This window comes from Arthrobacter sp. R3-55 (assembly GCF_054161505.1).
In genome coordinates this window covers 4,228,073-4,250,045 of sequence record NZ_CP096423.1, presented here as the reverse complement: position 1 = coordinate 4,250,045, position 21,973 = coordinate 4,228,073, and the positions used below count along the sequence as shown (strand labels likewise).

Here is a 21,973-nt window from a genome sequence, read left to right as displayed (position 1 = left end):
ATGAAAACTCCGGTGGTGGGGGCGGGATTGCTGGTGATCGGGCTGCTGTCCGGATGTACGACGCCGGCCGCCCCGCCTCCCGCCCCGGCCTCGTCTTCCGTAGCTCCAAGCCTGGCCTCGCCTTCAGTAGCCCCAAGCCAAACCGCGACGACGAGCGCTGGTCCCGGGCCGTCGTCGTCCGCTGTACCGTCAACGCTCCCACCGGAGGCCCAACTGGAAACCGACCGTCTCCTGATCCTGGCCGCCAAAGCCAACGACGTACCCCGTGTCCGCGAACTGATCGCCGCTGGTGGCAACGTCAACGCCAAGGATGAGATCCAGGACTCCGCGTTCCTCTATGCCGGGGCGGAAGGCTTCAACGAGGTCCTTCGGTTGACGTTGGCTGCGGGCGCGGATGTTCGCAGCATCAACAGGTATGGCGGAACTGCGCTGATCCCGGCGAGCGAGCATGGCCACACCGAAACGGTTCGGATCCTTATTGCAGCAGGTGTGCCGGTGGACCACGTCAACAACCTGGGCTGGACCGCCATGCAGGAAGCCATCCTGCTGAACAACGGCGGGCCGAACCAGCAGGACGTGGTCCGGCAGCTCCTGGCCGCCGGGGCGAACCCGGACATCCGCGACCCCCAAGGACGAACCGCCCTGCAAAACGCAGAGCGGCTCGGATTTACGGAGATCGCGGCACTGATCCGGAACCGCTAATTAGAGAGCCTCCAGGACGCTGACGTAGTTGGCGATGCCCACGCCGCCCATGTTCTGGACAGCGCCCCGGCGGGCCGCGGGCAACTGCATGTCGCCCGCGGTCCCGCTGAGCTGCATTGCCGCAATGACATGCTGCGAGACCCCCGTGGCACCCACCGGGTGGCCCTTCGCCTTGAGGCCGCCGGAGACGTTGACGGGCAGCTTGCCGTCCTTATATACCCAACCCTCCTGGACAGCACGCGCACCTTCTCCGCGCGGTGTGAGGCCCATGGCTTCGTACATGATGAGCTCGGCGATGGTGAAGCAGTCGTGCACCTCGGCGAAATCCAGGTCCTCCAGGCCTACCCCTGCCATGGTGAAAGCGCGCTCCCACGAAGCGCGGGTGGCTGCGAACTCGGTGGGATCGCGCTTCTCCGCGGGGAAGAAATCGTTGGCGTGGCCGAATCCGGCCAGCCGCACAGGCGCGGTTGCGCCGCCGGTAGCCGAGGTGGAAAGCACGACGGCGGCAGCACCGTCCGAGACCGGCGAACAGTCCGTGCGGCGCAAGGGCTCGGCCACCATGGGGTTCTTCTCGGAGATGGTCCGGCAGAACTCCTCGCCGAAGTCCCGGTGCATCTGGGCATAGGGGTTGTCCATGCCGTTGCGGTGGTTCTTGGCCGCAATGGAGCCCAGGACATCGCCCAGCCCGCCTTCAAAACCCAGGCGGCCTTCAAAGCCCAGTCCGCTGATGCCTGCCCCATAGCGCTTGCCATAGTGCTTGGCGACTTCCGCGAACAGGCCGGTGAACCCGGTGGAGGACGCTTTTCCGGCCATCTCGTAGGAAGCGCCGAGCAAGGCCGCCCCCACCACGTCCGCACCGGCATCGGTCATCTTCTCCGCGCCAATCACCAGGACGTTGCGGGCGGTTCCGGCCAGCACCGCTTTGACGCCCTGCTGGAAGGCCGCCGATCCGGATGCACAGGCATTCTCGGTGCGGGTTGCCGGGACATTGGCCAGATCGGCGGATAACTGCAGGGCCAGCGAGGAAGTGAATCCCAAAGGCTGCATCCCCGAGTTGAACTGGCCGAGGTAGATCTCGTCAATGTCCTTCGGGTCCAGGCCCGAGTTCCTGATGGCTTCGCCGGCCACCTGGACGATCAGCGACTCCAAGGTCTCATCAGTCAGCTTCCCGAACTTGCTGTGGCCCCACCCTGTGAGCAGGATGTCTTTGCCAAATTGCTCTTTCAGGCTCATGCGTTGGCTCCTTCAAGCGTGTGTTCAACAAGCGTGGGTCCGACAGAGGCAAGCGCCACGGCGAACTCTGCGTCCGTCTTGCTGCGGAGCTCCTCCACCGTGACGCCCGGGGCGAGGCGGGTCAGCAGAAGGCGGGTGCCGCCGTCGTGGGTTTCTTCGATGTCAAAAACTGCGAGGTCCGTGATGATCCGGTCCACGCACTTGAGCCCCGTGAGCGGGAGCGTGCATTCGGTGACGATCTTGGCCGAACCGTCCTTGGCGTTGTGCTCGGTGAGGACCACCACCCGCGGGGTGCCGGCCACCAAATCCATGGCCCCACCCATGCCCTTGACCATCTTGCCGGGGATGGTCCAGTTGGCCAGGTCCCCGGAGCCGGACACCTGCATAGCGCCCAGGATGGCCACCTTGACGTGCCCGCCGCGGATCATGCCGAACGATGTTGCGGAATCGAAAATGCTGCCGCCGGGAGTGATGGTGACGGTCTGCTTACCGGCGTTGATGAGGTCGGCGTCTTCCTCGCCCTCGTAGGGGAACGGGCCCATGCCCAGCAGTCCGTTCTCACTCTGGAGGACCACCCGCACGCCGTCGGGCAGGTTGTTGGCCACCAAGGTGGGAATGCCGATGCCGAGGTTCACGTAGTCGCCGTCGTTCAGTTCTTCAGCCGCGATGGCGGCCATCTGGTCTCGTGTCCATGCCATGGTGATGAGCTCCTTTGCTGCTAAACCGTGAGTGATTCGGCTCGTTGCCGGACCGTGCGCTGTTCGATGTCCTTGACCCGGTCCGTGGCTTGAACAAGCCGCTGGACGTAGACCCCCGGGGTCACAATGTGGTTGGGGTCCAGCTCGCCCGGCTGCACAATGATCTCAGCCTCGGCAATGGTCACCGCACCCGCGGTAGCCACCACCGGGTTGAAGTTCCGTGCCGTATAGCGGTAGATCAGGTTGCCGTCCGTATCGGCGGTGTGGGCGTGGACCAGCGCGACGTCGGCGGTGATGGCGCGCTCGCGGACGTACGTGACGCCGTCGAACTCTTCCAGCGGTTTGCCTTCGGCAACCAGGGTTCCCACACCGGTCCGTGTGTAAAACGCGGGAATCCCGGCGCCGCCGGCGCGCAGGCGTTCGGCCAGGGTGCCCTGCGGCGTAAACTCAACCTCCAGCTTCCCGGCCAGGTACTGCTCGGCAAAAAGCTTGTTCTCGCCCACATAGGAAGCGATGACCTTCCGGACCTGGCCTGCCTCGATGAGGACGCCGAGCCCCTTGCCGTCCACGCCCATGTTGTTGGAGACGATGGTGAGGTCCTTGGCGCCGGAGTCACGGACGGCGTCGATCAGGTCTGCGGGGATGCCGCTGAGGCCAAAACCTCCGACGGCGATGGTCAGGCCGTCTGCCATCACCTCACGCAGCGCTTGGGCTGCACTCGCGTACATGGTTGACATTGCGAACTCCTCGTTGAGCTGGTTGGTCCACTTTGTGGACGTGTCTCTTCTTGGAGTCGAGCCTAGGCAGGGCAACGCAAGAGATCAATGGCGGCACGGACCAACTACTCACGCTGTGGACGCTAGACTGAACGGTATCCATATTGTGGACAAAATCGCAGGGAGGATGCTGTGGCAGTGCAAGGAGCCCAAGTTGTGGGCAGGGTGGCGCAGCTGCTGCGCCTGGTGGGCCGCAAGCCGGGTGGAACATCACTGGCGGGTCTGGTGCGCGAGTCCGGGTTGACCCGGCCAACCGTCCACCGGCTGCTGACGTCCCTGGCTGCCGAAGGTTTGCTGGAGCACGATCCGGGCACGGGCAAGTGGGTGCTGGGGCCGGAGATCTTCCTGCTCGGATCGGTTGCTGCCGCCCGTTTCCCCATGGAAGACATCGCCCGGCCCTCCCTGCGCAGGCTGGCCGCGGAAACCGGGGAGAGCGCGTTCTTCTCCCTCCGCCGTGGGAATGAAACCATCTGCGTCCTGCGCGAAGAGGGAGCGTTTCCTGTGCGATCCTTTGTGCTGCACGAAGGGGTCCGCTTCCCGCTCGGAGTGGCCTCGGCCGGAACCGCGATCATGGCCTTCCTCCCCCCGGAGGAACAGGAAGCACTGCTGGGGGACTGGCCTGCGCACGCCGGCGACTTTGCTGTGGGCCACCCCGAAAACGTAGTGCGGGACAACCTGGAACGCACCCGCCTGGCCGGTTACGCCGTTAATCCCGGACTCATCCTCGAAGGCAGCTGGGGTATGGGCGCTGCGGTGTTTGACCAGCAGGGCCACCCTGCCTGGGCGCTCTCCCTGACGGGAATCGAACCGCGCTTCCGTCCTGACCGCCAGGAGTTCCTGGGCAAACTGCTGCTCGAGGAAGCGCACCGCATGAGCGCAAGGTTGCAGGGAGCCCGCCCCAACTAGGTGACAGTAAACGTTCTACTGAGCCCGCATTGGAGCATGTGCTGTTACCTAGTTGGGCTGGCGGAGGTCCAGGCGCATGAGCACCCTGGGGAAACCGTTGAGCACCGAGGTGGTTTCGGCGACCTTCCTGAAGCCCGCCTTTTCGAACAGTCTCCGGGTGCCCACGTAGGCCATGGTCAGATCCACCTTGCCGCCCCTGTTATCCACCGGGTAACCCTCAAGGGCGGGCGCCCCGTGACTCTTGGCGAACTCTATGGCCCCACGGAGCAGCTCATGGGAAATGCCTTTGCCGCGGTGCCCGGGCCTCACCCGAATGCACCAAATGGACCACACCTTTGTCTCGTCCACGTGGGGGATCTTGCGGTTCTTGGCGAAACTGGTGTCCGCGCGCGGGTGAACCGCTGCCCACCCCACTACTTCGTCGCCGTCGTACGCCAAAACGCCGGGAGGCGGGTCCTCGGAAACCAACTTTTGGACGTATTTTCCGCGCTCCTGCTTTTGGAGCTCCTGGTTGAGCTTCGACGGTATGCGGTAGCTCAGGCACCAGCACACGTTCGAGTCGGGACTCTTGGGCCCCAGCATGGTTTTCACGTCATCGAACATGGTCGCGGGTCGGACCTCGATAGCCATCCGCCCATGGTGTCATTGGTGCCGGATTCAGGCAACGGGATACCGCCAACGGGTTCCAGGGCTCAGCTCCGGAGATAAGCGAGCACTGCCAGCACCCTGCGATGGCCCCGGTCCATGGTGGACAGTTGCAGCTTTTGGAAGATGTTGCCTATGTGCTTGCTGACAGCCGTTTCGGTGACCACCAAGCGGGACCCAATGGAAAGGTTGTCCAATCCCTCCGCCATCAACCCAAGGACCTCGCGTTCCCTCGGAGTAAGCGTGCTGATGGGATCGCTGGCCCCGCGGCGGCTCATCAGCTGGGAGATCACTTCAGGATCCATGACGGTGGCGCCGCCGGCAACGCGCCGGAGGGTGTCAGTGAATTCCGCTACCTTACCCACACGCTCCTTGAGGAGGTACCCCAAGCCGGCGGCACCTTCGGACAACAGGTCACCGGCGTAGCGGTCCTCCACGTAAGCGGAGAGGACCAACACCGGAAAGCCGGGCCGTCGTCGTCGGGCCTCACGTGCGGCCAACAGGCCCTCGTTCGTAAAGGTGGGCGGCATCCTCACGTCAAGGACGGCGGCGTCGGCGTCCTCGAGGACGGCAAGGAAGTCGACGGCGTTGTCCACGGCAGCGATGACATCGAAACCTTCGCTCTTGAGCAGGAGCGACAACCCTTCGCGGAGGAGGGCGTCATCCTCGGCAATTACAACCCGCACGGCAGTTCCACCCTCACAGTTGTTGGTCCGTTGGCCGGACTGTGAAAGTCCAGGACGCCCTCGAAAGCAGCCGCCCGGCGTCGAATTCCTGCCAGCCCGCCACCTGGACGTTCCACCGCCCCGCCACGGCCGTTGTCCTCCACTGAAATCAGCAGCCGGTCAGCAGAGCCATCCCGTTTGACCACCACGGACAACCGGGTGGCAGCACTGTACTTATTGGCATTGGTCAAGGCTTCAGCCACGATGAAGTAGCTGGCCGATTCCAGTGCCGCCGGAACCCGGTGGAGATCGGACACCATGAGGTTGCAGGGAATGGCCGAGCGGCCCGTCAAAGCCGAGAGCGCTCCTTCCAGGCCCAGCTCGTCCAGGATGGGCGGGTGAATATCGTGAACCGCGGTTCGCAGCCCGGCCAGGGCGTCGGTGGCGGCTTGCTGTGCCCTGCGGACATGGGGGAGTGCGTCTTGCGGGCTTTTCTCAAGGGTCCGCTCCGCCAGCCCGAGCATCATGACGACGCCCACCAACCGGTTTTGCGCGCCATCATGGAGATCGCGTTCTATCCTTTTGAGCTCCGCCGAATGGGCATCCAACGCCGCCGCACGGCTGGCCGTCAACGCAGTCACCCGCTCGGCCAGGTACGCGCTCGCGGGAAGCGACAACATCTTTCCCTGAATCCAGGCAAGGCCTGCAGCCGCTCCGGGAATCAGCCACCAGGAGACCACTGCATATCCAAGGCCTATCAACAGCATCCACCAAGCACCCTCCCATGACGTCACCGGATACAGGTTGACTACAGGCTGGTCCGCGGGGAGGAGGTACCAGTAGGTGGGAATGAGCAGCGAGTTCAAGGCGCCAAAAGGAAACCCGATACACAGGAGTGCGACGATCGGCATCCCCAGCCCGTGAGCCACCAACCACAGCAGATCGCGTCCGGTGCTGCGGGAGAAGACCAGACGTAGGCGCTCTTCAAAGGAAGGCCTGCGGGGAATGGGAACGTAGTTTTCGGTCACTGGCATACCGGAGTAGCTGGATGTTCGACGGCGGGCTATCGCCGCCCACCAGCGCAGGCCGGCTACCGCCCGGGGCGCTACGAGCCATCCGCCGCTGAAAAGGAACAACGGGATAAGGAGCGCGGCAACCATGAACATGGCCATGGAGATGACGCTGGCGAGCAACTCACCAACAAGGTAGCCGTAGGCACGCAGCCATGGCCGAAAACGAGGTTTGATCATGACTTCAGTCTGCCGCAGCAGCATGGGCCTTGACGGTATAGCCAGCTCCACCTTTAAGAGGGTGGCCCGCACCATCGTGCCTGATTCCGCTGATCCGTAGCGTCGAAGGCATGAAAAGTGACACAACTGCACACCTGTCCCGGCCGCATGTCCCGGGCACTGCACGGGACGCCAGTGTGGACGTCATCCGGAGTTTCTGCCTTGTGGTGGTGGTGGCACTCCACGCACTGATGGTAGGCGTGAGCATTGGCCCCCAGGGGCCTGTGCTGGAGAATGCCCTGGACGGAAACCCTTGGTTCGCCTCTCTGTCCTGGCTTGTTCAAATTATGCCGCTGTTCTTCATTGCCGGTGGCTTCAGCTCCATCACGCAATGGCGTCGGATGCAGCTCCGGGGCGACACCGCCGGTGGCTATGTCCGGCTCAGGCTGGTGCGGCTGCTGGTTCCCGCCGTAGTTCTGGTGGCTTCGGTAGGAACAGGCCTCCTGATCCTTGCCGCATCCGGCGTTCCCGCGGAAATTGTTGAAACGGCCGGTTATCGGATCAGCCAACCCTTGTGGTTCCTGGCCGTCTACCTCGGATGTTCGGCTCTTGTTCCCGTGCTGGCATTCGCTCACGGGAAGGCGGGACTCCGGACCCTGGTGGGGTTGGGGCTGGCCATCGTTGCCGTAGATGCCGGGCGTTTGATCCTGGACCTTCCTGCCCTGGGATACGCCAACCTTGCTTTTGTGTGGCTCTTCATTCAACAGCTGGGGTTTTGGCTTGCAGACGGGCGGGTGGGACGGATGTCCGGGGCTGTGCGGAAATGGACTGCGGGGTTGTCGCTGATACTGCTGATGACACTCTTTGCCTCTGGTTGGTACTCGGGGGACATGTTCAGCAACCTCAATCCGCCAACGGGCGCCCTTGCACTCCTGGCAATCGCACAACTGATGGTTTTCTCCCTCGCCCAAAAGCGCATCAGACGGTGGGCAGAACAGTCCAGCGCCATGTCACTCGTCGGGTTGGTGGGTGCCAGGGCGATGACTATCTATCTCTGGCACATGCCGGTGATGGTTGCCCTTGCGGGTTTGCTGCTCGTGGTCCCGGTACATCTCCCGGTTCCTGGCAGTGCAGACTGGTGGCTTGGCCGGCCACTGTGGTTGGTGGCTGTTACTTCTCTCCTTGTTCCCGTGGTCCGGTGGCTCGGACGCTGTGAAGAGGTGAACGCACCCCACTCGCCCGCTTTCACGGATCGAAGGGCCGCGCTGAGCACGGTCAGTGGGGTGGCCGGCGTAGTGGTACTCCTTATTGACGGAATCACTCCAGCCACGGCCGCTGTCAGCGTGACCCTTTTTATCTGCGCGCTCGGGGTGGACCGTACTCCCAGGATTGCCGCTAAAAGCCCCGCCCTTGTTCGTCCCACTACCCGTACGGCGGCGTAGCGGACGTACAAGGGCGGGACCGTCCGGCGGCATGGAAAAAAAACTTTTTCAATCCGCACCCATCCACCCCGTCCCATCCTCCGAATAGCTGGTGAGACACAAACCGCAGGTGAAGCAAAAGCAACATCAGCAGCCCGTGTCCCACCAACCAATGGACCCAACGCCCTGGTTCCAAAAACAAGGAGAATGACATGTTGTCCACAAAGCGCCCCGCCCTCGCCTTCGTTGGCCTCACTGCAGCCGCCCTTCTCGGTCTCACTGCCTGTGGTGGCACCAGCACCTCCACTTCGCCTTCCTCGGCATCGGCTGCCCCGGAGTCCTCCTCCGCCATGCCGTCCGCTTCCCCGTCGTCCTCGGCCATGAGCAGTGCAGCCATGGACCCGGCCGCCAACCTCGTGGGCCCCGGCTGCGCCGGTTACGCCGCACAGGTTCCGGACGGTGCCGGTTCGGTCATGGGCATGGCCCAGGACCCGGTAGCCGTTGCAGCATCGAACAACCCGCTGCTCAAGACCCTGACCGCCGCTGTTTCGGGCAAGCTCAACCCCAAGGTGGACCTGGTTTCCACCCTGAACGGCAGCGAATTCACGGTGTTCGCACCGGTTGACGATGCCTTCGCCAAGATCGACCCCGCAACAATCGAGACGCTCAAGACGGACGATGCCCTGCTGAGCAAGATTCTCACCTACCACGTCATCCCCGGTCAGCTGACCCCGGACCAGATCGTCGGCACCCACAAGACTGTGCAGGGTGGCGAAGTGACGGTTGCCGGCACCAAGGATGCCCTCACGGTTGACGGAGCTTCCAACGTGATCTGCGGTGGCGTCCAGACCGCCAACGCCACGGTTTACCTGGTTGACTCGGTACTGATGCCCAAATAAGCCCTAGCGGCTACCAGTAGTATCAACAAAAAGCAGGCGCCGGAACCCCGGCGCCTGCTTTGTTGTGTGCTGCTGAGCGTGTTGTGTGCTGCCTGGCGTGTTGTGTGCTGCCTAGCGTGTTGTGTGCTGACTAGCGTCCCAGGTCACTATCGACGTAGGAGCCGGCCTTGCTGTGTTCAGATCCGCAAGGGCAACGGTCAACCTCGATCCGGACAGTCAGGGGTTTGGACGCGTCCAGGGTGACTGTCACGTCCTCATTGGCTTGGTTGTTGAGGCGCACTTGGTTGTTGAGACGGACTTTGTTGTTGAGACGGAGAGTGCCGGTGTCAGAAGTGTTGGGCATGATGGACCTCTAAGAATCGGTAAAGGGGATCAGTTCGAAGCTGGATTACTTGCCGGTGGAGTCCTGTTGGGGCTTACCGACCAGGGGGATGGTTCCCGTTGGTGTTCCCCCGGCGCAATCGGAGTCGGTGCATTTCTCCGCGCACTCGTGCTTGGTGACGAGGTCGAATTGAACACCCCCGTGTTGCTCAACGCCGGTCCGGATAGCCCGGTCCACTACTGAGGTAGCCAAACGCTTATGCAATTGCAGGGGGTCGCGGCGAAGATCCTTGACCAGGGCGAAACAGAGCAACAGCATGACGATCACAAAGGGCAGGGCTGCCACGATGGTCACTCTTTGCAGTCCCGACAAAGCCTCCGATGGCTTATCGCCGCCGGCAAGCAGCATGACTGCTGCCACTGCGCCGGTGAGGCTGCCCCAGAAGATCACCACTCCCCGACGCGGGTGTTCGGCGCCGTTGGAGCTCAGGGATCCCATGACGATCGAGGCGGCGTCGGCGCCGGTGACGAAGAAGATCGCCACCAGGACCATGGCCAGGACTATGACGGCAGCGGTCAGCCAACCGGGCATTCCCAGGTTCTTCACCAAATCGAAGAGGGCGCCATCGAAGTTGATGGAGGGTGCGCCGTCCACCATGGTCACAAGGCCTGGAGTGCCGGCTTTGTCCGCTTCCTGCTGGACGTGGAAGGCGGCCCCGCCGAAGATACCGAACCAGATGACGCTCACAACGCTGGGTACCAGCAGAACGCCGGTGACGAATTGGCGGATGGTGCGTCCACGGCTGATGCGGGCGATGAACATTCCCACGAAGGGCGTCCAGGAGATCCACCAGGCCCAGTAGAAGATGGTCCAACTGGTCATCCAGCTGCGCAGGGAATCATCTCCCACGGCTTCGGTTCGTGATGACATCTCGGCAAGGTCCCTGGCGTAGTCGCCCACGGCGGAGGGGATCAGGTTGAGGATGAACAGGGTGGGCCCGGCCACAAAGACAATCAGGGCCAGGACTACGGCCAGGACCATGTTGATGTTGGAGAGCCACTGAATACCACGGCTGATGCCGGACACCGCGGATGCCACGAAGCAGAACGTCAGGATGGCGACGATGACCACCAGCACCGGAGTGCCGATTTCACCCAGCCAGCCGTTGGACGTCATGCCGCTGCCGATCTGGAGGGCGCCGAGGCCCAGCGACGCAGCGGTTCCGAAGAGCGTGGCGAAGATGGCCAGGATGTTGATGAACTTCCCGAGCGGACCTTCCACCATGCGGATGCCGAACAGCGAGGTGAAGGCGGCGGACACCAGTTGCTTGCGACCCAAACGGTAGGTCCCGTAAGCCATGGCGATGCCCACTACGGCGTACATGGCCCAGGGGTGCAGGGTCCAGTGGAAGATCGAGGTGGCCATGGCAGTCTGGATGGCTGCCGGAGTGCGGCCGTCCACTGTTCCCGGCGGCGGTGAGATGTAGTGGTACAGCGGCTCGGCCACGCCGTAGAACATGAGCCCGATGCCCATTCCGGCGGCGAACATCATGGCCACCCAGGAGACGGTTCGGAACTCCGGTTTTTCACCGTCCTTGCCCAGCGGGATATTGCCAAACTTGCCGAGGGCAAGCCACAGGACGAAGACGACGAACAGTGAGGCGAGGACCATGAAGAGCCAGCCGGTGTACTCCATGACCCAGTTCAAGGCGCCTTTGGAGGTATCGGAGAGGCTGTCCCGCCCAACAAATCCCCAGACCACGAAGGCGACGGCGATGGCGCCCGTGATCCCGAAGGTGACTTTGTCGAGTGTAAGTTTGCGGTTCCGGCGGGCCGAGACGGCCTGCTCGGTCTTGGCATGGCGCAGTTCTTCCATGATCTGTTCGTATTCTTCAGAATCGGGAAGGGGCTCTGCACCTCCGTCCTCAGCGTCGAGGGCGGCCAAGGTGGTGTCGTCGGCGGAGACCCTGATGGTTTCCCCAGGGCTTGCCGCGTGGGCGGGGCTGCTTTCTTTGCTGGTGCTGGCTGCCGGTGAAGTGGCCGCCAACTGGTCGTCGGCAGGTAACTCCTCTGGTGTCAGCGGTTTGGTGTCACTGTTTATAGCCATGAGCGGGTCCTTTGCTCGGAGAGTCATGGGCTTGCGTTTATACATGGCCCTGAAGGGCGAGGTCGGCCGGAAGGTTGGGGGCTTCCTTGATGACCATGATCCTCCCGTTGGCAGCCTGCGGTGCAGGCGTACTCAGGGGCAGATTCATGGTGCACCTCTTTTGCTTGACAGTTGGTTGAACGCCGGGCTTTGGAAGCTTGGAAGGCGTTCCGCATGAATCAACAACATTCGCGCTATGCAACAGAGTGCTCCGCGTCACACCCAAAGTCAAGACTTTTCGGCTGTTTAACAGCAGATTGATATATCAATTGGCTTTGAGTCGCATATGTGCTTGGCACGTGCAGTTGCTCCGTGCCCGCGAAAGTGGTGCCTAGCGGTGCCTGTAGCCCATTCGGGTGCTGATGGTAAGGCCCGCTTCGCGGAGGCCCGCGATGAGCCCGGGTTGGTCCTCGGGAGAGAACCTGAACGCCGGCCCGGAGATACTGACTGCGGCGATCACACTTCCCGCGTGGTTGAAGACGGGCACGGCGATGGCAGTAAGGCCGATTTCAAACTCTTCGTGAACCGTGGCGTAGCCGTTTCGGGCGACCTCAAGCAGTTGCTTTTCCAGCTCACCCCGGTTGGTGACGGTGCGCGGCGTTCGGGCGGGCAGGCCCACTGTCTTGAGGACCTGGGATCTCTCGTCAGCGGTCAACGCGGCAAGAAGGACTTTGCCGCTGGAGGTGGCATGCAGCGGGGTCAGGCTGCCCACCCAGTCATAGGTGGCCAATGTTGAGGGACCCATTGCCTGGTCCACGTTGACGGCATAGTTGGAGCGAAGCACGGCCAGATTCACCGTTTCCTTGTATTCGGCCGCCAACGATTCCAGGACCCCCCGGGCCTCGTGGACCACACTCAGCCTGCCGGGAATGGAAGAGGCCAGGCGAAGTATGCCGAAACCCAGTTGGTATTTGCCGCGCTCGCTGTTTTGCCGGACGATGTCCCGGCTGACCAGGGAACCTACCAACCTGGAGACTGTGGACTTGTGGATGCCCATTTCCTCGGCGATCTCACTTACCCCGGCGTCACCTTCACGGGCCAGGATTTCCAGGATCTGGAGGGCGCGGTCCACGGATTGGACGCCGCCTGCTTGGGCGTCTGCGTCCTTGTCGATGTCCGGGTTGTTCCGTGCGGCCATGATGCCTCGTGTCCGTTGTCCAGGCAGGCCGCCCAAGGTGGTGCGTTGTCCGGCCTGCACGCTCGTCTGACCTCATCCTAGACGGAGTTTTGCAGGGACTCTTTCACACCATGGGCGCTCACCTTATGAGCGTGTCCACGGCAGGGGGAGGACGGGTACGGGCGCGCCGGCCGCGACGCCTTCCGGGGGAACGGCCATGTAGCCGTCTGCCCAAGCAAGCCCGCGCATCATGCCCGGGCCCGTGCGGGAGGCAGGGAACACCACGTCATGGAGCACGCTGCAGGGGATGAGGCGTGTCCGTCCCGGGTCCGGATCGACGTCGGCCCCGGACGTCATCAGGCCGGCTGGCCGGAGCGGCCTTTGTCCGAGGGCGGCCAGCAAGGGTTCGCCTACGGTCATCAGGGCCATCATCGCGGCCAGGGGGTTCCCTGGAAGTCCAATGATGAAGCGGCCCTCGGGAAGTTCCGCCAGCACTGCCGGATGTCCGGGCCGCATGGCGATCTCATCGAGGAGGAACCGGCCGCCGAGCGCGGCAACGGCTTGGCGGAAGTGGTCCGTCCCGGATTTTCCGGTTCCACCGGTGGTGATGGTGACGTCCGGCGGCAAGGCCCCGGGAACGCCTCCCAGCGCGCCCACCCACTCTTCGTACGAGTCGCCTATCCTGCGCTGGCCGCCGGGTTCCCCGCCCAATTGTGAAATGACGGCATCCATCTGTGGCCCGAAGGCGTCACGGACCTGTCCTGCTGCCGGCTCCCCGGAAGTGATTACTTCCGAGCCGGTCAGTACGACGGCGACCCTCGGCTTGCGCTGTACCTGGAGATGATCGTGGCCTGCCACGGCGGCCAGGGCAATGTGGGCGGGGTTAAGCAGTGTGCCGGCGGGGATGAGGACATCGCCTGCCCTGGCTTCCTCTCCTGCCGGACGAATGTGCCGGCCGGGCAACGTTTCGCCCGGTTTTGCATCGTGCCTGAGCAAGAGCTGTCCTTCCCCGGAGACCTGGCCGCTTTCCTTGCGCAGGACCGCCGAAGCGCCGGCCGGGACCAGCCCGCCAGTGGCGATAGTGCTGGCTTCGCCCGGTGAGAGCGGCAGCCCCGCCGTCGTCAATAACCACGGACCGCTGCCGTTGATGGCCCAGCCGTCCATTGCCGATGACGCGTAGTGCGGAAGGTCCCGCGGGGCGGTGACTGCGCGGGCCAGGGTGTGCCCGGTTGCTTCGCGGAGGGAGACTTTGGACGGCGGGAGCGGGCCGGCGCAATCGTAGGCCAACTGCCGGGCATCAGCCCAGGCGGGTGAGTGCCGCACGGAAACGCCGGCGATTTCTTGGGTCAGCATGGATGTCCGCTTCCTGGGAGGAGGTTAACCGCAGATACCGGGGACTGTGCGGCCTTCCCGTAATTCCTGCCGCGCAGTCCCCGGTATCAGTTGATGCGTACTGCCTTAGGCCTTCACGTAGCCGTTGGGGTTCAGTACGAACTTTGTTGCCGCGCCGGCATCGAACTCTGCGTAACCGCGGGGAGCGTCCTCGAGCGGGATTGCCTGGGCATTCACTGCCTTGGCGATCTGGACCTTGTCATGAAGGATCGCCATCATCAACTGACGGTTGTACTTCATGACCGGGCACTGACCGGTGGTGAAGGACAGGGACTTGGCCCAGCCCGTGCCCAGGGAGAGCGAGAGCGAGCCGTGCTTGGCTGCGTCGTCGATTCCGCCCGGGTCGCCGGTGACATAGAGGCCCGGGATGCCCAGGGACCCGCCGGCGGCAGTGATGTCCATGAGGGAGTTCAACACGGTGGCCGGAGCCTCATGGGAGGCGTCCTTGCCGTGGCCGCGGGCTTCGAATCCCACAGCGTCCACGCCGCAGTCCACTTCCGGGACGCCGAGGATCTGCGCAATCTGTTCCTTGGGGTCGCCATTGGACACATTGACCGTTTCACAGCCGAAGGAGCGCGCCTGGGCCAGGCGGTCCTCGTTCATGTCGCCCACAATCACGACGGCGGCACCCAACAGTTGGGCGCCGACGGCGGCGGCAAGGCCTACGGGCCCGGCACCTGCGACGTAAACAGTGGACCCCACGCCCACACCGGCCGTGACTGCGCCGTGGAAGCCGGTGGGGAAGATGTCCGAGAGCATGGTCAAGTCCATGATCTTTTCCAGGGCCTGGTCGCGGTCCGGGAAGCGCAGCAGGTTCCAGTCGGCGTAAGGAACCAGCACGAATTCGGCCTGGCCACCCACCCAGCCGCCCATGTCCACGTAACCGTAGGCACTGCCGGGGCGGTCCGGGTTGACGTTGAGGCAGATACCGGTCTTCTGTTCCTTGCAGTTGCGGCAGCGGCCGCAGGAAATGTTGAACGGCACCGAGACGATGTCGCCCACCTTGATGAACTCGACGTCGGGGCCCACCTCCACCACTTCGCCGGTGATTTCGTGGCCGAGGACCAGATCCTGCGGAGCCGTGGTGCGGCCACGGACCATGTGCTGGTCCGAACCGCAGATGTTGGTGGTCACGGTGCGGAGGATCGCACCGTGGGGTACTTTCCGGCCGACATTTGCGGGATTGACGCCTGGTCCGTCCTTGAGCTCAAACGTTGGGTAGTCGGTGTCGATGATTTCCACCACACCGGGTTCCTTGTAGGCGACTGCTCTGTTTCCTGACATGGTCACTCCCTGTTCTTTGGCTGTTACTGACATACGCTGCCCAATGGTCCGAAAGCGGTGCTTCGATGAAGAAATACCTCCCCAGGTTTCAGGCCACCGAAGCACCTCCCACGGACCATTGGACTGTTGGAACTCTTGTTGGAACTCTTGTTGGAACTCAGGCCTTCTCCAGCCTGATGATCACGGACTTGGACGTGGGCGTTCCGCTGGTGTCCGCCACGGAATCGAGGGGCACCAGAACGTTCGTTTCCGGGTAATACGCGGCGGCACAGCCCTTGGGCGTTGAGTAGGACACGATCCGGAAGTTCTCCGCCCGCCTGTCCGTTCCCTGGAACTCGGAGATCAGGTGGACCATGTCGCCGTCGGAGAATCCAAGTTCGGTGATGTCGTCAGCGTTGACGAGCACCACGCGCCGGCCCCCATGGATGCCACGGTAGCGGTCGTCCTTGCCGTAGATGGTGGTGTTGTACTGGTCGTGTGAGCGCAGGGTCTGAAGGACCAGCCGGCCCGGTGGGATTTTGATGAACTCCAGTTCGTTGCCGGTGAAGTGTGCTTTCCCGGACACGGTGTCGAACTTCCTCGCATCGCGGGGCGGATGGGGGAGCACAAAGCCGCCAGGATGTTGGATCCGGGCTTCAAAGTCCTCAAAGCCATCAAACACGGCTTCAATGTGCTTCCGGATCAGGGTGTAATCGTCCCGCATGGCGAGCCAGGCCGCCTGGGGAGTGTTGGGCAGGCGACTGTGGCCATCGGTGAACAGCCGGTGGGCGAGGTTGCACACGATTGCTACTTCGGAGTGCAGGTGTTCACTTGCGGGCTTGAGGCGTCCGCGTGATGCGTGGACGGCGCTCATGGAATCTTCCACGGTGACGCGCTGGTCGCCGGTCCGCTGGGTGTCCTTCTCGGTGCGCCCGAGGGTGGGCAGGATCAACGCCCGCCGGCCAGTGGACAGGTGCGAGTGGTTGAGCTTGGTGGAGATCTGAACGGTCAGCCGGGTGTTGGCCAAGGCTTGCTCGGTGACCTCCGAATCGGGGGCGGCCCGGACGAAGTTGCCTCCCATGCCCATGAAGAAACGGACTTTCCCGTCCCGCATGGCGCGGATGGCTGCCACGGTGTCGTAGCCATGTTCGCGGGGGGAGCGAAACCCGAATTCCTGGTCCAGCCGATCGTGGAAGGCCTCGGGCATCTTTTCGAAGATGCCCATGGTGCGGTCGCCTTGGACGTTGGAGTGGCCGCGGACCGGGCAGACTCCGGCGCCGGGCTTGCCGATGTTGCCTTGCAGCAGCAGGACGTTCACTACGTCGCGGAGGGTGGGGACGGAATGTTTGTGCTGGGTCAGGCCCATGGCCCAACACACGATGGTGGCGCTGGAAGCGAGCATCCGCTCACCGGTGGAATGGATCTGTTCCAAAGTGAGCCCGGTTGCCTCCACAATGTCATCCCACTCCACCTTCTCCAGGTAGCGCAGGTAATCGTCGAGGCCCACTGTGTGGTTCTCGATGAAGTTGTGGTCCAGCACTGTTTGCAGGCCCGGGGTATTGCGTCCGGCAGCTTCGGCTTCGAGCAGGTATTTGCCCAGTCCTTGGAAGAGGGCCTGGTCTCCGCCGGCGCGGATCTGCAGGAAATCGTCCGTCAGTTGGGTTCCTTGGATCATCCCGGCCACATGCTGTGGGTTTTCAAAATGCAGGAGCCCGGCTTCAGGAAGCGGATTCACCGAGACGATGATCGCCCCGTTCTTCTTCGCCTTTTCCAGGGCGCTGAGCATGCGGGGGTGGTTGGTTCCGGGATTCTGCCCCGCCACGAAGATCAGCGACGCCGTCTCCAGGTCCGTCAGGCTGACCGAGCCCTTGCCGATGCCGATGGTCTCCACCAGCGCGGAGCCGGAGGACTCGTGGCACATGTTGGAGCAGTCCGGGAGGTTGTTGGTCCCAAGTCCGCGGACCAAAAGCTGATAGACAAACGCTGCCTCGTTGGAGGTGCGGCCGGAGGTGTAGAACACCGACTGGCCAGGGTGTTCCATTCCCCGCAGTTCCTCGGCCATAAGGTCATAGGCGTCATCCCACCCTATGGGGGTGTAATGGGTAGCGCCTTCATCCAGGAACATCGGATGCGTAATCCGGCCTTGCTGGCCAAGCCAGAAATCATCTCGGGTTCTGAGTTCGGCAACGGAGTGCTTGGCGAAGAACTCCGGTGTGACCCGGCGTCGGGTAGCTTCCTCGGCCACGGCCTTGGCGCCGTTCTCGCAGAACTCTGCCGCATTGCGCTTTTCGTGTTCCGGCCAGGCGCACCCCATGCAGTCGAACCCGTCCAACTGGTTCACTGCCAGCAGGGTCTGGACGCTGCGCAGCGGCCCCATCTGTTCCAACGAAATTTTCAAGGCGTTGGCAACAGCGGGGATGCCTACAGCTTTGGTCTTGGGTTTGGTGACGTTCAGCTGTGACTCGTCGATGTTCTCGCGCGGAGCTTTGGCATGCATGGGTAAACCCTTCAGATCCGGGAAGTGGAAGCAGTCAGCAGGGCAGCGTGGGACTGTTGCCGCGCAGCCTCAGCCGTGTGCAGCAGCAACAGTGCGGTGGTCACCGACCCCACGCCGCCGGGAACCGGGCTCAGGCCGGCGGCCACGCCGGTAACACTGGCTTCGTCCACGTCCCCCACCAGGGAACCATCGGGAAGAACGTTCGTGCCGACGTCGATCACCACTGTCTCCGGTGAAAGGTGGCTGCCCTTGAGCAGTCCTGTGCGCCCCGCGGCAACTACCACGACGTCGGCCGGCCGGGTGTAGCGTTCCAGCGGTCCGGATTTGGAATGGCAGATAGTGACGGTCGCGTCCCTTTCAAGGAGGAGCAGGGCCAGCGGCTTGCCCACCACGGCGGAACGTCCGACGACGGCCACGTTGCGTCCTGCGACCGGAACCTGGAAGTGGTCCAGCAACTCCACCACAGCCTGGGCGGTAGCAGGTGCGAAGGCGGGCTGCCCCACAGCCAAGCGGCCCAGGCTGAGGGGGTTGGCGCCGTCGATGTCCTTCCCGGGGGCAATGAGCCCCACCAGCCGGTCAGCGCGAACGGCGGCCGGCAGGGGAGTCTGGAGGATGATCCCATGGACGGTTGGTTCGGCGCTGAGGTCTTCGAGGACACCGGCCAGCGCTTGCTCGCTGGCATCCGGGCCTAGATCCACAATCCTGCAAGCAATTCCGGCACGTTCGGCCGCACGCTCGATCGAACGGACATACCAGTGCGTTGACTCGTCCTCCGTGGCCACCACAACAGCCAGGGTGATCCGCAATCCCTCGGAGTGAAGGATGCGGGCCTCATCCCGGGCGTGCTGCTGGATCCGGGAAGCGAGTTCCTTCCCGGAAAGCACCTCGGTGTTCCCACGAACAGCAGTACTCATGAGAGGATCCTTTCGCGTACGCGCTGCACCAAGGCATCAGCGGCGAGAACCACTTTGGCTTCAATCCCGTCCGTCTGCTCCGCCAGGCGGGAACGGGCTTCGCCGGGCTTGATGGCAACCACGTTGATGTCGATGTTGACCCGGGCAGTAGTAGCAGCGGCCCGGGCTGCATCGGCGGCAGCGGCGACGTCACTGATGACGTTGGAATTGGCCACGTCAAAAAGCTCCGTTGCCAGGTCCACCACCTCACCGGCGACCTTGATGAGCTGCGCTGGAGTGTGCGCGGCCTGAACCAGGGCGTCCTGGATGGCAGCGGTTCTTATTGCCTTGAGCTGGTCAGTCTCCGAGGGGAGCTTGTAGGAGTCGATGACGGACTGGAAGGCGTGCTCGTCGGCGTCCGCAAGGCGCAGCGACTCAACGATCAAGTGATCGGCAGCGCTGGTGATCCGGTTGACGAGCCCTGCATGCTGCTCATATTTCGCGCCTGTGGTGTACCTGGCCACCATGGCAACCAAGGCAGCGCCTTGGGCTGCATGCAGAGCCGCCGCCGCACCACCGCCGGGTGTGGGCTGACGCGACGCGAGCCGGGAGAGATAGTTGTTGATGGTTTCTGAGCTGATCATGGGAGGAGTACTAGCCGCGAAGCCGGCTCATGGTGGGGTCGTACAGCGGATCCTGGGTCACGGTCGCTTGGATACGGCGGCCGAAGTACTCAATTTCCACGGAGTCCCCGATTGATACAGCAGAGGGCAGGTAGGCGTAGGCAATCGGCTTGCGGACGGAGTATCCGTAAGCGGCGCTGGTGACGTAACCAACGGCCTGGTCCTTGTAGAACACCGGTTCCTTGCCCAGTACGAGGCTCCTGCCGTCGTCGACCGTCAAGCAGCGCAGGCGACGCGCCGAGCCTTCCTCGGTGCGGCCTTCAAGGGCGGCCTTGCCGACGAAGTTCTCCTTGGTCATCTTCACGGCGAACCCGAGGCCGGCTTCGAATGGATCATGCTCTGTGGTCATGTCCGTGCCCCAGGAGCGGTAGCCCTTTTCGAGGCGCAGCGAGCTGAAGGCTGCACGGCCCGCGGCAATGACGCCGAACGGCTGGCCGGCCTTCCACAGGGCATCCCAGAGGCGCTGCCCGTTGTCAGCGCTGGTGTAGAGCTCCCAGCCGAGTTCGCCCACGTAGGACAGGCGCATGGCCGTGACGTTGACGCCGCCAATGGTGACCTTCTTGGCGCGGAAGTACTTCAAACCGTCATTGGTGAAGTCATCGCTGCTGACCGTGCTGATGAGGTCGCGGGCCAGCGGACCCCACAAGCCGATGCAGCAGGTGCCACCGGTGGTGTCACGGACCTGGACCCAGTCTCCGGAGTCGCCGTTCTCCGTCTGGTGCCGGGCTGCGCGTTCAAAGTAGGCGGTGTCCATGTTGCCATTGGCACCCAACTGGAAGGTGTCTTCGCTGAGGCGGGCAACGGTGATGTCGCTTCGGACGCCGCCGGCCTCGTCCAGCAGGAGGGTGTAGGTCACTGCGCCGGGCTTCTTGGCCAAGTCGCCCGTGGTCAGTTCCTGAAGCAGCTTCAGGGCTCCCGGGCCGGAAACTTCGAGGCGCTTCAGCGGAGTCATGTCGTACATGGCAACTGCGGTACGGGTCTTCCATGCTTCGGCCGCGGCAATGGGCGAGCTGAACATTCCGGACCAGGCGTCACGGGCCGGGGGCTGCCAATCGTCCGGCATTTCCTTGAGCAGTTCAGCATTGGCCTCGAACCAGTAAGGGCGCTCCCAGCCGGCGCCTTCCAGGAAGTAGCCGCCCAACTGCTTCTGGCGGGCATGGAAGGGGCTGACGCGAAGGTTGCGCGGGGAGAGCTTGGGCTGAAGCGGGTGCATGACATCGTAGATTTCCACGAAGTTTTGCTGTGAAGTCTCACTGACGTATTCGGGAGTCAGCTGGACCTCTTCGAAACGGTGGATATCGCAGTCGCCGAGGTCGATCTGCGACTTGCCGGTGGTCAGCAGTTCGGCCACGGCGCGGGCAATGCCGGCGGAGTGGGTGACCCAGACGGCCTCGGCAACGAAGAAGCCGTCCACTTCCTTGGATTCGCCTACCAGCGAGCCGCCGTCAGGGGTGAAGGAGAAGATGCCGTTGAAGCCGTCCTCGATTTCGCTTTCGCGGAGGGCGGGAAGGATCTGCTTGGTTGCTTCCCAGGCGGGAAGGAAGTCTTCCAGCGTGAAGTCCAGGCGCGAGGGCATGTTGTGTTCGCTGATGCTGCTGGGCTCGTAGCTGCCCAGTTCGTCCAGGTCTACCGGCATGGGGCGGTGGGCATAGGAGCCGATGCCGTAACGGTCGCCGTGCTCACGGTAGTAGAGGTCCTGGTCCTGGTGGCGCAGGATGGGCAGCTGGGCGCCGTTGGGCAGCTCGTTCTTGCCTTTCTGGGCGGGAACCGGCGTCGTTTTTACGTACTGGTGCGCCAGCGGGAGGAGCGGAACGGACATTCCGATCAGCTCGCCCACCTTGGCGCCCCAGAAACCGGCGCAGGAAACCACGATGTCCGCGGGGATCACGCCGTCGGCGGTCTCGACGCCGGTCACGCGGCGGTTCGACTGCTCGATTCCGGTCACCTCGGTGTTGCCGATGTACTTAACGCCGGCGGCTTCGGTGCGCTTGATCAGCAATTGCACAGCGCGGGCAGCAAGGGCCAAGCCATCGGTGGGGACGTGGAGGCCGCCCAGGATGTCTTCCTCGTTGATGAGCGGGTAGAGCTCCTTGCATTCCTCACGGGTGAGGATCTTGCCGTCGATGCCCCAGGACTGTGCGTAGCCGAGCTTCCGCTTCAGATCAGCCAGGCGCGTCTCCGTGGTGGCAACTTCAAGGCCGCCCACTTGGTTGAAGCAGCTTTGGCCATCCTCGGTGAGGGACAGGAGCTTCTCCACCGTGTACTTGGCAAAGAGGGCCATGGACTTTGACGGGTTGGTCTGGAAGACCAGGCCGGGCGCGTGCGATGTGGAGCCACCGGGCATGTTCAGGGGCCCTTGGTCCAGGACGGTGATGTTGTTCCATCCGCGGGTGACCAGTTCGTCGGCGAGGTTGGTGCCGACGATCCCGGCTCCGATGATGACAATGCGGGGCGTGGATGCCATGGGGGTTCTCCTGCTGAAGTTCG

General features: G+C 63.3%; 19 protein-coding genes. 4 read left to right on the top strand and 15 right to left on the bottom strand.

Translation table 11 applies throughout. From position 1 onward, the window contains the following. Nucleotides 1-702 carry an ankyrin repeat domain-containing protein gene (locus M1D51_RS19365; protein WP_458107660.1) on the top strand — a complete coding sequence of 234 codons (702 nt, stop codon included), beginning with the start codon at nucleotides 1-3 and terminating at the stop codon, nucleotides 700-702. Here M1D51_RS19365 and M1D51_RS19360 read toward each other — a convergent pair whose 3' ends face one another. The 3 genes from M1D51_RS19360 to M1D51_RS19350 are packed head-to-tail and all read right to left on the bottom strand — an operon-like array spanning nucleotide 703 to nucleotide 3,370. Then, complete coding sequence (locus tag M1D51_RS19360; protein ID WP_458107659.1) at nucleotides 703-1,935, bottom strand: acetyl-CoA acetyltransferase; 1,233 nt, start codon at nucleotides 1,933-1,935, stop codon at nucleotides 703-705. It lies immediately after the preceding gene. Further along, nucleotides 1,932-2,633, bottom strand: coding sequence for a CoA transferase subunit B (locus tag M1D51_RS19355; protein ID WP_458107658.1), 702 nt, complete (start codon nucleotides 2,631-2,633; stop codon nucleotides 1,932-1,934). Before M1D51_RS19355 ends, M1D51_RS19360 begins: the two co-directional genes overlap by 4 nt. 20 nt (nucleotides 2,634-2,653) lie before the next feature. Continuing rightward, the gene (locus tag M1D51_RS19350) at nucleotides 2,654-3,370 is read right to left on the bottom strand and encodes a CoA transferase subunit A (RefSeq protein WP_458107657.1); all 717 of its coding nucleotides are present in this window, start codon (nucleotides 3,368-3,370) and stop codon (nucleotides 2,654-2,656) included. Between the two features lie 171 nt (nucleotides 3,371-3,541). Here M1D51_RS19350 and M1D51_RS19345 point away from each other — a divergent pair, with 171 nt between their 5' ends. Beyond that, a complete protein-coding gene (locus M1D51_RS19345; protein ID WP_458107656.1) occupies nucleotides 3,542-4,315 on the top strand; it encodes an IclR family transcriptional regulator in 774 nt (257 codons plus the stop codon). Nucleotides 4,316-4,363: 48 nt separating this feature from the next. Here M1D51_RS19345 and M1D51_RS19340 read toward each other — a convergent pair whose 3' ends face one another. From M1D51_RS19340 to M1D51_RS19330, 3 genes are all read right to left on the bottom strand, one after another. After that, nucleotides 4,364-4,945 carry an N-acetyltransferase family protein gene (locus tag M1D51_RS19340; protein WP_458107655.1) on the bottom strand — a complete coding sequence of 194 codons (582 nt, stop codon included), beginning with the start codon at nucleotides 4,943-4,945 and terminating at the stop codon, nucleotides 4,364-4,366. A gap of 62 nt (nucleotides 4,946-5,007) precedes the next feature. Further along, nucleotides 5,008-5,646 carry a response regulator gene (locus M1D51_RS19335; protein WP_172322097.1) on the bottom strand — a complete coding sequence of 213 codons (639 nt, stop codon included), beginning with the start codon at nucleotides 5,644-5,646 and terminating at the stop codon, nucleotides 5,008-5,010. Continuing rightward, nucleotides 5,634-6,875, bottom strand: a complete 1,242-nt coding sequence (locus M1D51_RS19330) for a sensor histidine kinase (RefSeq protein WP_458107654.1) — start codon at nucleotides 6,873-6,875, stop codon at nucleotides 5,634-5,636. Before M1D51_RS19330 ends, M1D51_RS19335 begins: the two co-directional genes overlap by 13 nt. 110 nt (nucleotides 6,876-6,985) lie before the next feature. Here M1D51_RS19330 and M1D51_RS19325 point away from each other — a divergent pair, with 110 nt between their 5' ends. Further along, the gene (locus M1D51_RS19325) at nucleotides 6,986-8,296 is read left to right on the top strand and encodes an acyltransferase family protein (RefSeq protein ID WP_458107653.1); all 1,311 of its coding nucleotides are present in this window, start codon (nucleotides 6,986-6,988) and stop codon (nucleotides 8,294-8,296) included. Between the two features lie 191 nt (nucleotides 8,297-8,487). Beyond that, on the top strand, nucleotides 8,488-9,174 hold the full coding sequence (locus M1D51_RS19320; protein ID WP_458107652.1) for a fasciclin domain-containing protein: 687 nt from the start codon (nucleotides 8,488-8,490) through the stop codon (nucleotides 9,172-9,174). Between the two features lie 130 nt (nucleotides 9,175-9,304). Here M1D51_RS19320 and M1D51_RS19315 read toward each other — a convergent pair whose 3' ends face one another. From M1D51_RS19315 to M1D51_RS19275, 9 genes are all read right to left on the bottom strand, one after another. After that, nucleotides 9,305-9,517 (bottom strand): hypothetical protein, encoded by a 213-nt coding sequence (locus M1D51_RS19315; RefSeq protein WP_458107651.1) that lies wholly within the window; start codon nucleotides 9,515-9,517, stop codon nucleotides 9,305-9,307. Between the two features lie 45 nt (nucleotides 9,518-9,562). Further along, on the bottom strand, nucleotides 9,563-11,602 hold the full coding sequence (locus M1D51_RS19310) for a BCCT family transporter (RefSeq protein WP_458107650.1): 2,040 nt from the start codon (nucleotides 11,600-11,602) through the stop codon (nucleotides 9,563-9,565). 370 nt (nucleotides 11,603-11,972) lie between these two features. Continuing rightward, on the bottom strand, nucleotides 11,973-12,779 hold the full coding sequence (locus M1D51_RS19305) for an IclR family transcriptional regulator (RefSeq protein ID WP_458109623.1): 807 nt from the start codon (nucleotides 12,777-12,779) through the stop codon (nucleotides 11,973-11,975). A 123-nt stretch (nucleotides 12,780-12,902) separates the two neighbouring features. Continuing rightward, nucleotides 12,903-14,111, bottom strand: coding sequence for a molybdopterin molybdotransferase MoeA (locus M1D51_RS19300; protein ID WP_458107649.1), 1,209 nt, complete (start codon nucleotides 14,109-14,111; stop codon nucleotides 12,903-12,905). 105 nt (nucleotides 14,112-14,216) lie between these two features. Beyond that, on the bottom strand, nucleotides 14,217-15,434 hold the full coding sequence (gene fdhA, locus M1D51_RS19295) for a formaldehyde dehydrogenase, glutathione-independent (RefSeq protein WP_026005570.1): 1,218 nt from the start codon (nucleotides 15,432-15,434) through the stop codon (nucleotides 14,217-14,219). 157 nt (nucleotides 15,435-15,591) lie between these two features. After that, a complete protein-coding gene (locus tag M1D51_RS19290) occupies nucleotides 15,592-17,910 on the bottom strand; it encodes an FdhF/YdeP family oxidoreductase (RefSeq protein ID WP_458107648.1) in 2,319 nt (772 codons plus the stop codon). Nucleotides 17,911-17,921: 11 nt separating this feature from the next. Beyond that, nucleotides 17,922-18,824 (bottom strand): bifunctional 5,10-methylenetetrahydrofolate dehydrogenase/5,10-methenyltetrahydrofolate cyclohydrolase, encoded by a 903-nt coding sequence (locus tag M1D51_RS19285; RefSeq protein WP_458107647.1) that lies wholly within the window; start codon nucleotides 18,822-18,824, stop codon nucleotides 17,922-17,924. Further along, nucleotides 18,821-19,447: a cyclodeaminase/cyclohydrolase family protein gene (locus M1D51_RS19280; RefSeq protein WP_458107646.1), complete on the bottom strand. Its 627-nt coding sequence runs from the start codon at nucleotides 19,445-19,447 to the stop codon at nucleotides 18,821-18,823. The genes M1D51_RS19285 and M1D51_RS19280 overlap by 4 nt, the downstream gene beginning before the upstream one ends. Nucleotides 19,448-19,457: 10 nt before the next feature. Beyond that, complete coding sequence (locus M1D51_RS19275; protein WP_458107645.1) at nucleotides 19,458-21,950, bottom strand: GcvT family protein; 2,493 nt, start codon at nucleotides 21,948-21,950, stop codon at nucleotides 19,458-19,460. Nucleotides 21,951-21,973 lie beyond the last annotated feature (23 nt).

Excerpts from the sequence above, each read along its gene's own strand:
- M1D51_RS19365 (WP_458107660.1), top strand. The coding sequence starts at position 1 with ATGAAAACTCCGGTGGTGGGGGCGGGATTGCTGGTGATCGGGCTGCTG.
- M1D51_RS19360 (WP_458107659.1), bottom strand. The coding sequence starts at position 1,935 with ATGAGCCTGAAAGAGCAATTTGGCAAAGACATCCTGCTCACAGGGTGG.
- M1D51_RS19355 (WP_458107658.1), bottom strand. The coding sequence starts at position 2,633 with ATGGCATGGACACGAGACCAGATGGCCGCCATCGCGGCTGAAGAACTG.
- M1D51_RS19350 (WP_458107657.1), bottom strand. The coding sequence starts at position 3,370 with ATGTCAACCATGTACGCGAGTGCAGCCCAAGCGCTGCGTGAGGTGATG.
- M1D51_RS19340 (WP_458107655.1), bottom strand. The coding sequence starts at position 4,945 with ATGGCTATCGAGGTCCGACCCGCGACCATGTTCGATGACGTGAAAACC.
- M1D51_RS19330 (WP_458107654.1), bottom strand. The coding sequence starts at position 6,875 with ATGATCAAACCTCGTTTTCGGCCATGGCTGCGTGCCTACGGCTACCTT.
- M1D51_RS19325 (WP_458107653.1), top strand. The coding sequence starts at position 6,986 with ATGAAAAGTGACACAACTGCACACCTGTCCCGGCCGCATGTCCCGGGC.
- M1D51_RS19320 (WP_458107652.1), top strand. The coding sequence starts at position 8,488 with ATGTTGTCCACAAAGCGCCCCGCCCTCGCCTTCGTTGGCCTCACTGCA.
- M1D51_RS19315 (WP_458107651.1), bottom strand. The coding sequence starts at position 9,517 with ATGCCCAACACTTCTGACACCGGCACTCTCCGTCTCAACAACAAAGTC.
- M1D51_RS19310 (WP_458107650.1), bottom strand. The coding sequence starts at position 11,602 with ATGGCTATAAACAGTGACACCAAACCGCTGACACCAGAGGAGTTACCT.
- M1D51_RS19305 (WP_458109623.1), bottom strand. The coding sequence starts at position 12,779 with ATGGCCGCACGGAACAACCCGGACATCGACAAGGACGCAGACGCCCAA.
- M1D51_RS19300 (WP_458107649.1), bottom strand. The coding sequence starts at position 14,111 with ATGCTGACCCAAGAAATCGCCGGCGTTTCCGTGCGGCACTCACCCGCC.
- fdhA (WP_026005570.1), bottom strand. The coding sequence starts at position 15,434 with ATGTCAGGAAACAGAGCAGTCGCCTACAAGGAACCCGGTGTGGTGGAA.
- M1D51_RS19290 (WP_458107648.1), bottom strand. The coding sequence starts at position 17,910 with ATGCATGCCAAAGCTCCGCGCGAGAACATCGACGAGTCACAGCTGAAC.
- M1D51_RS19285 (WP_458107647.1), bottom strand. The coding sequence starts at position 18,824 with ATGAGTACTGCTGTTCGTGGGAACACCGAGGTGCTTTCCGGGAAGGAA.
- M1D51_RS19280 (WP_458107646.1), bottom strand. The coding sequence starts at position 19,447 with ATGATCAGCTCAGAAACCATCAACAACTATCTCTCCCGGCTCGCGTCG.
- M1D51_RS19275 (WP_458107645.1), bottom strand. The coding sequence starts at position 21,950 with ATGGCATCCACGCCCCGCATTGTCATCATCGGAGCCGGGATCGTCGGC.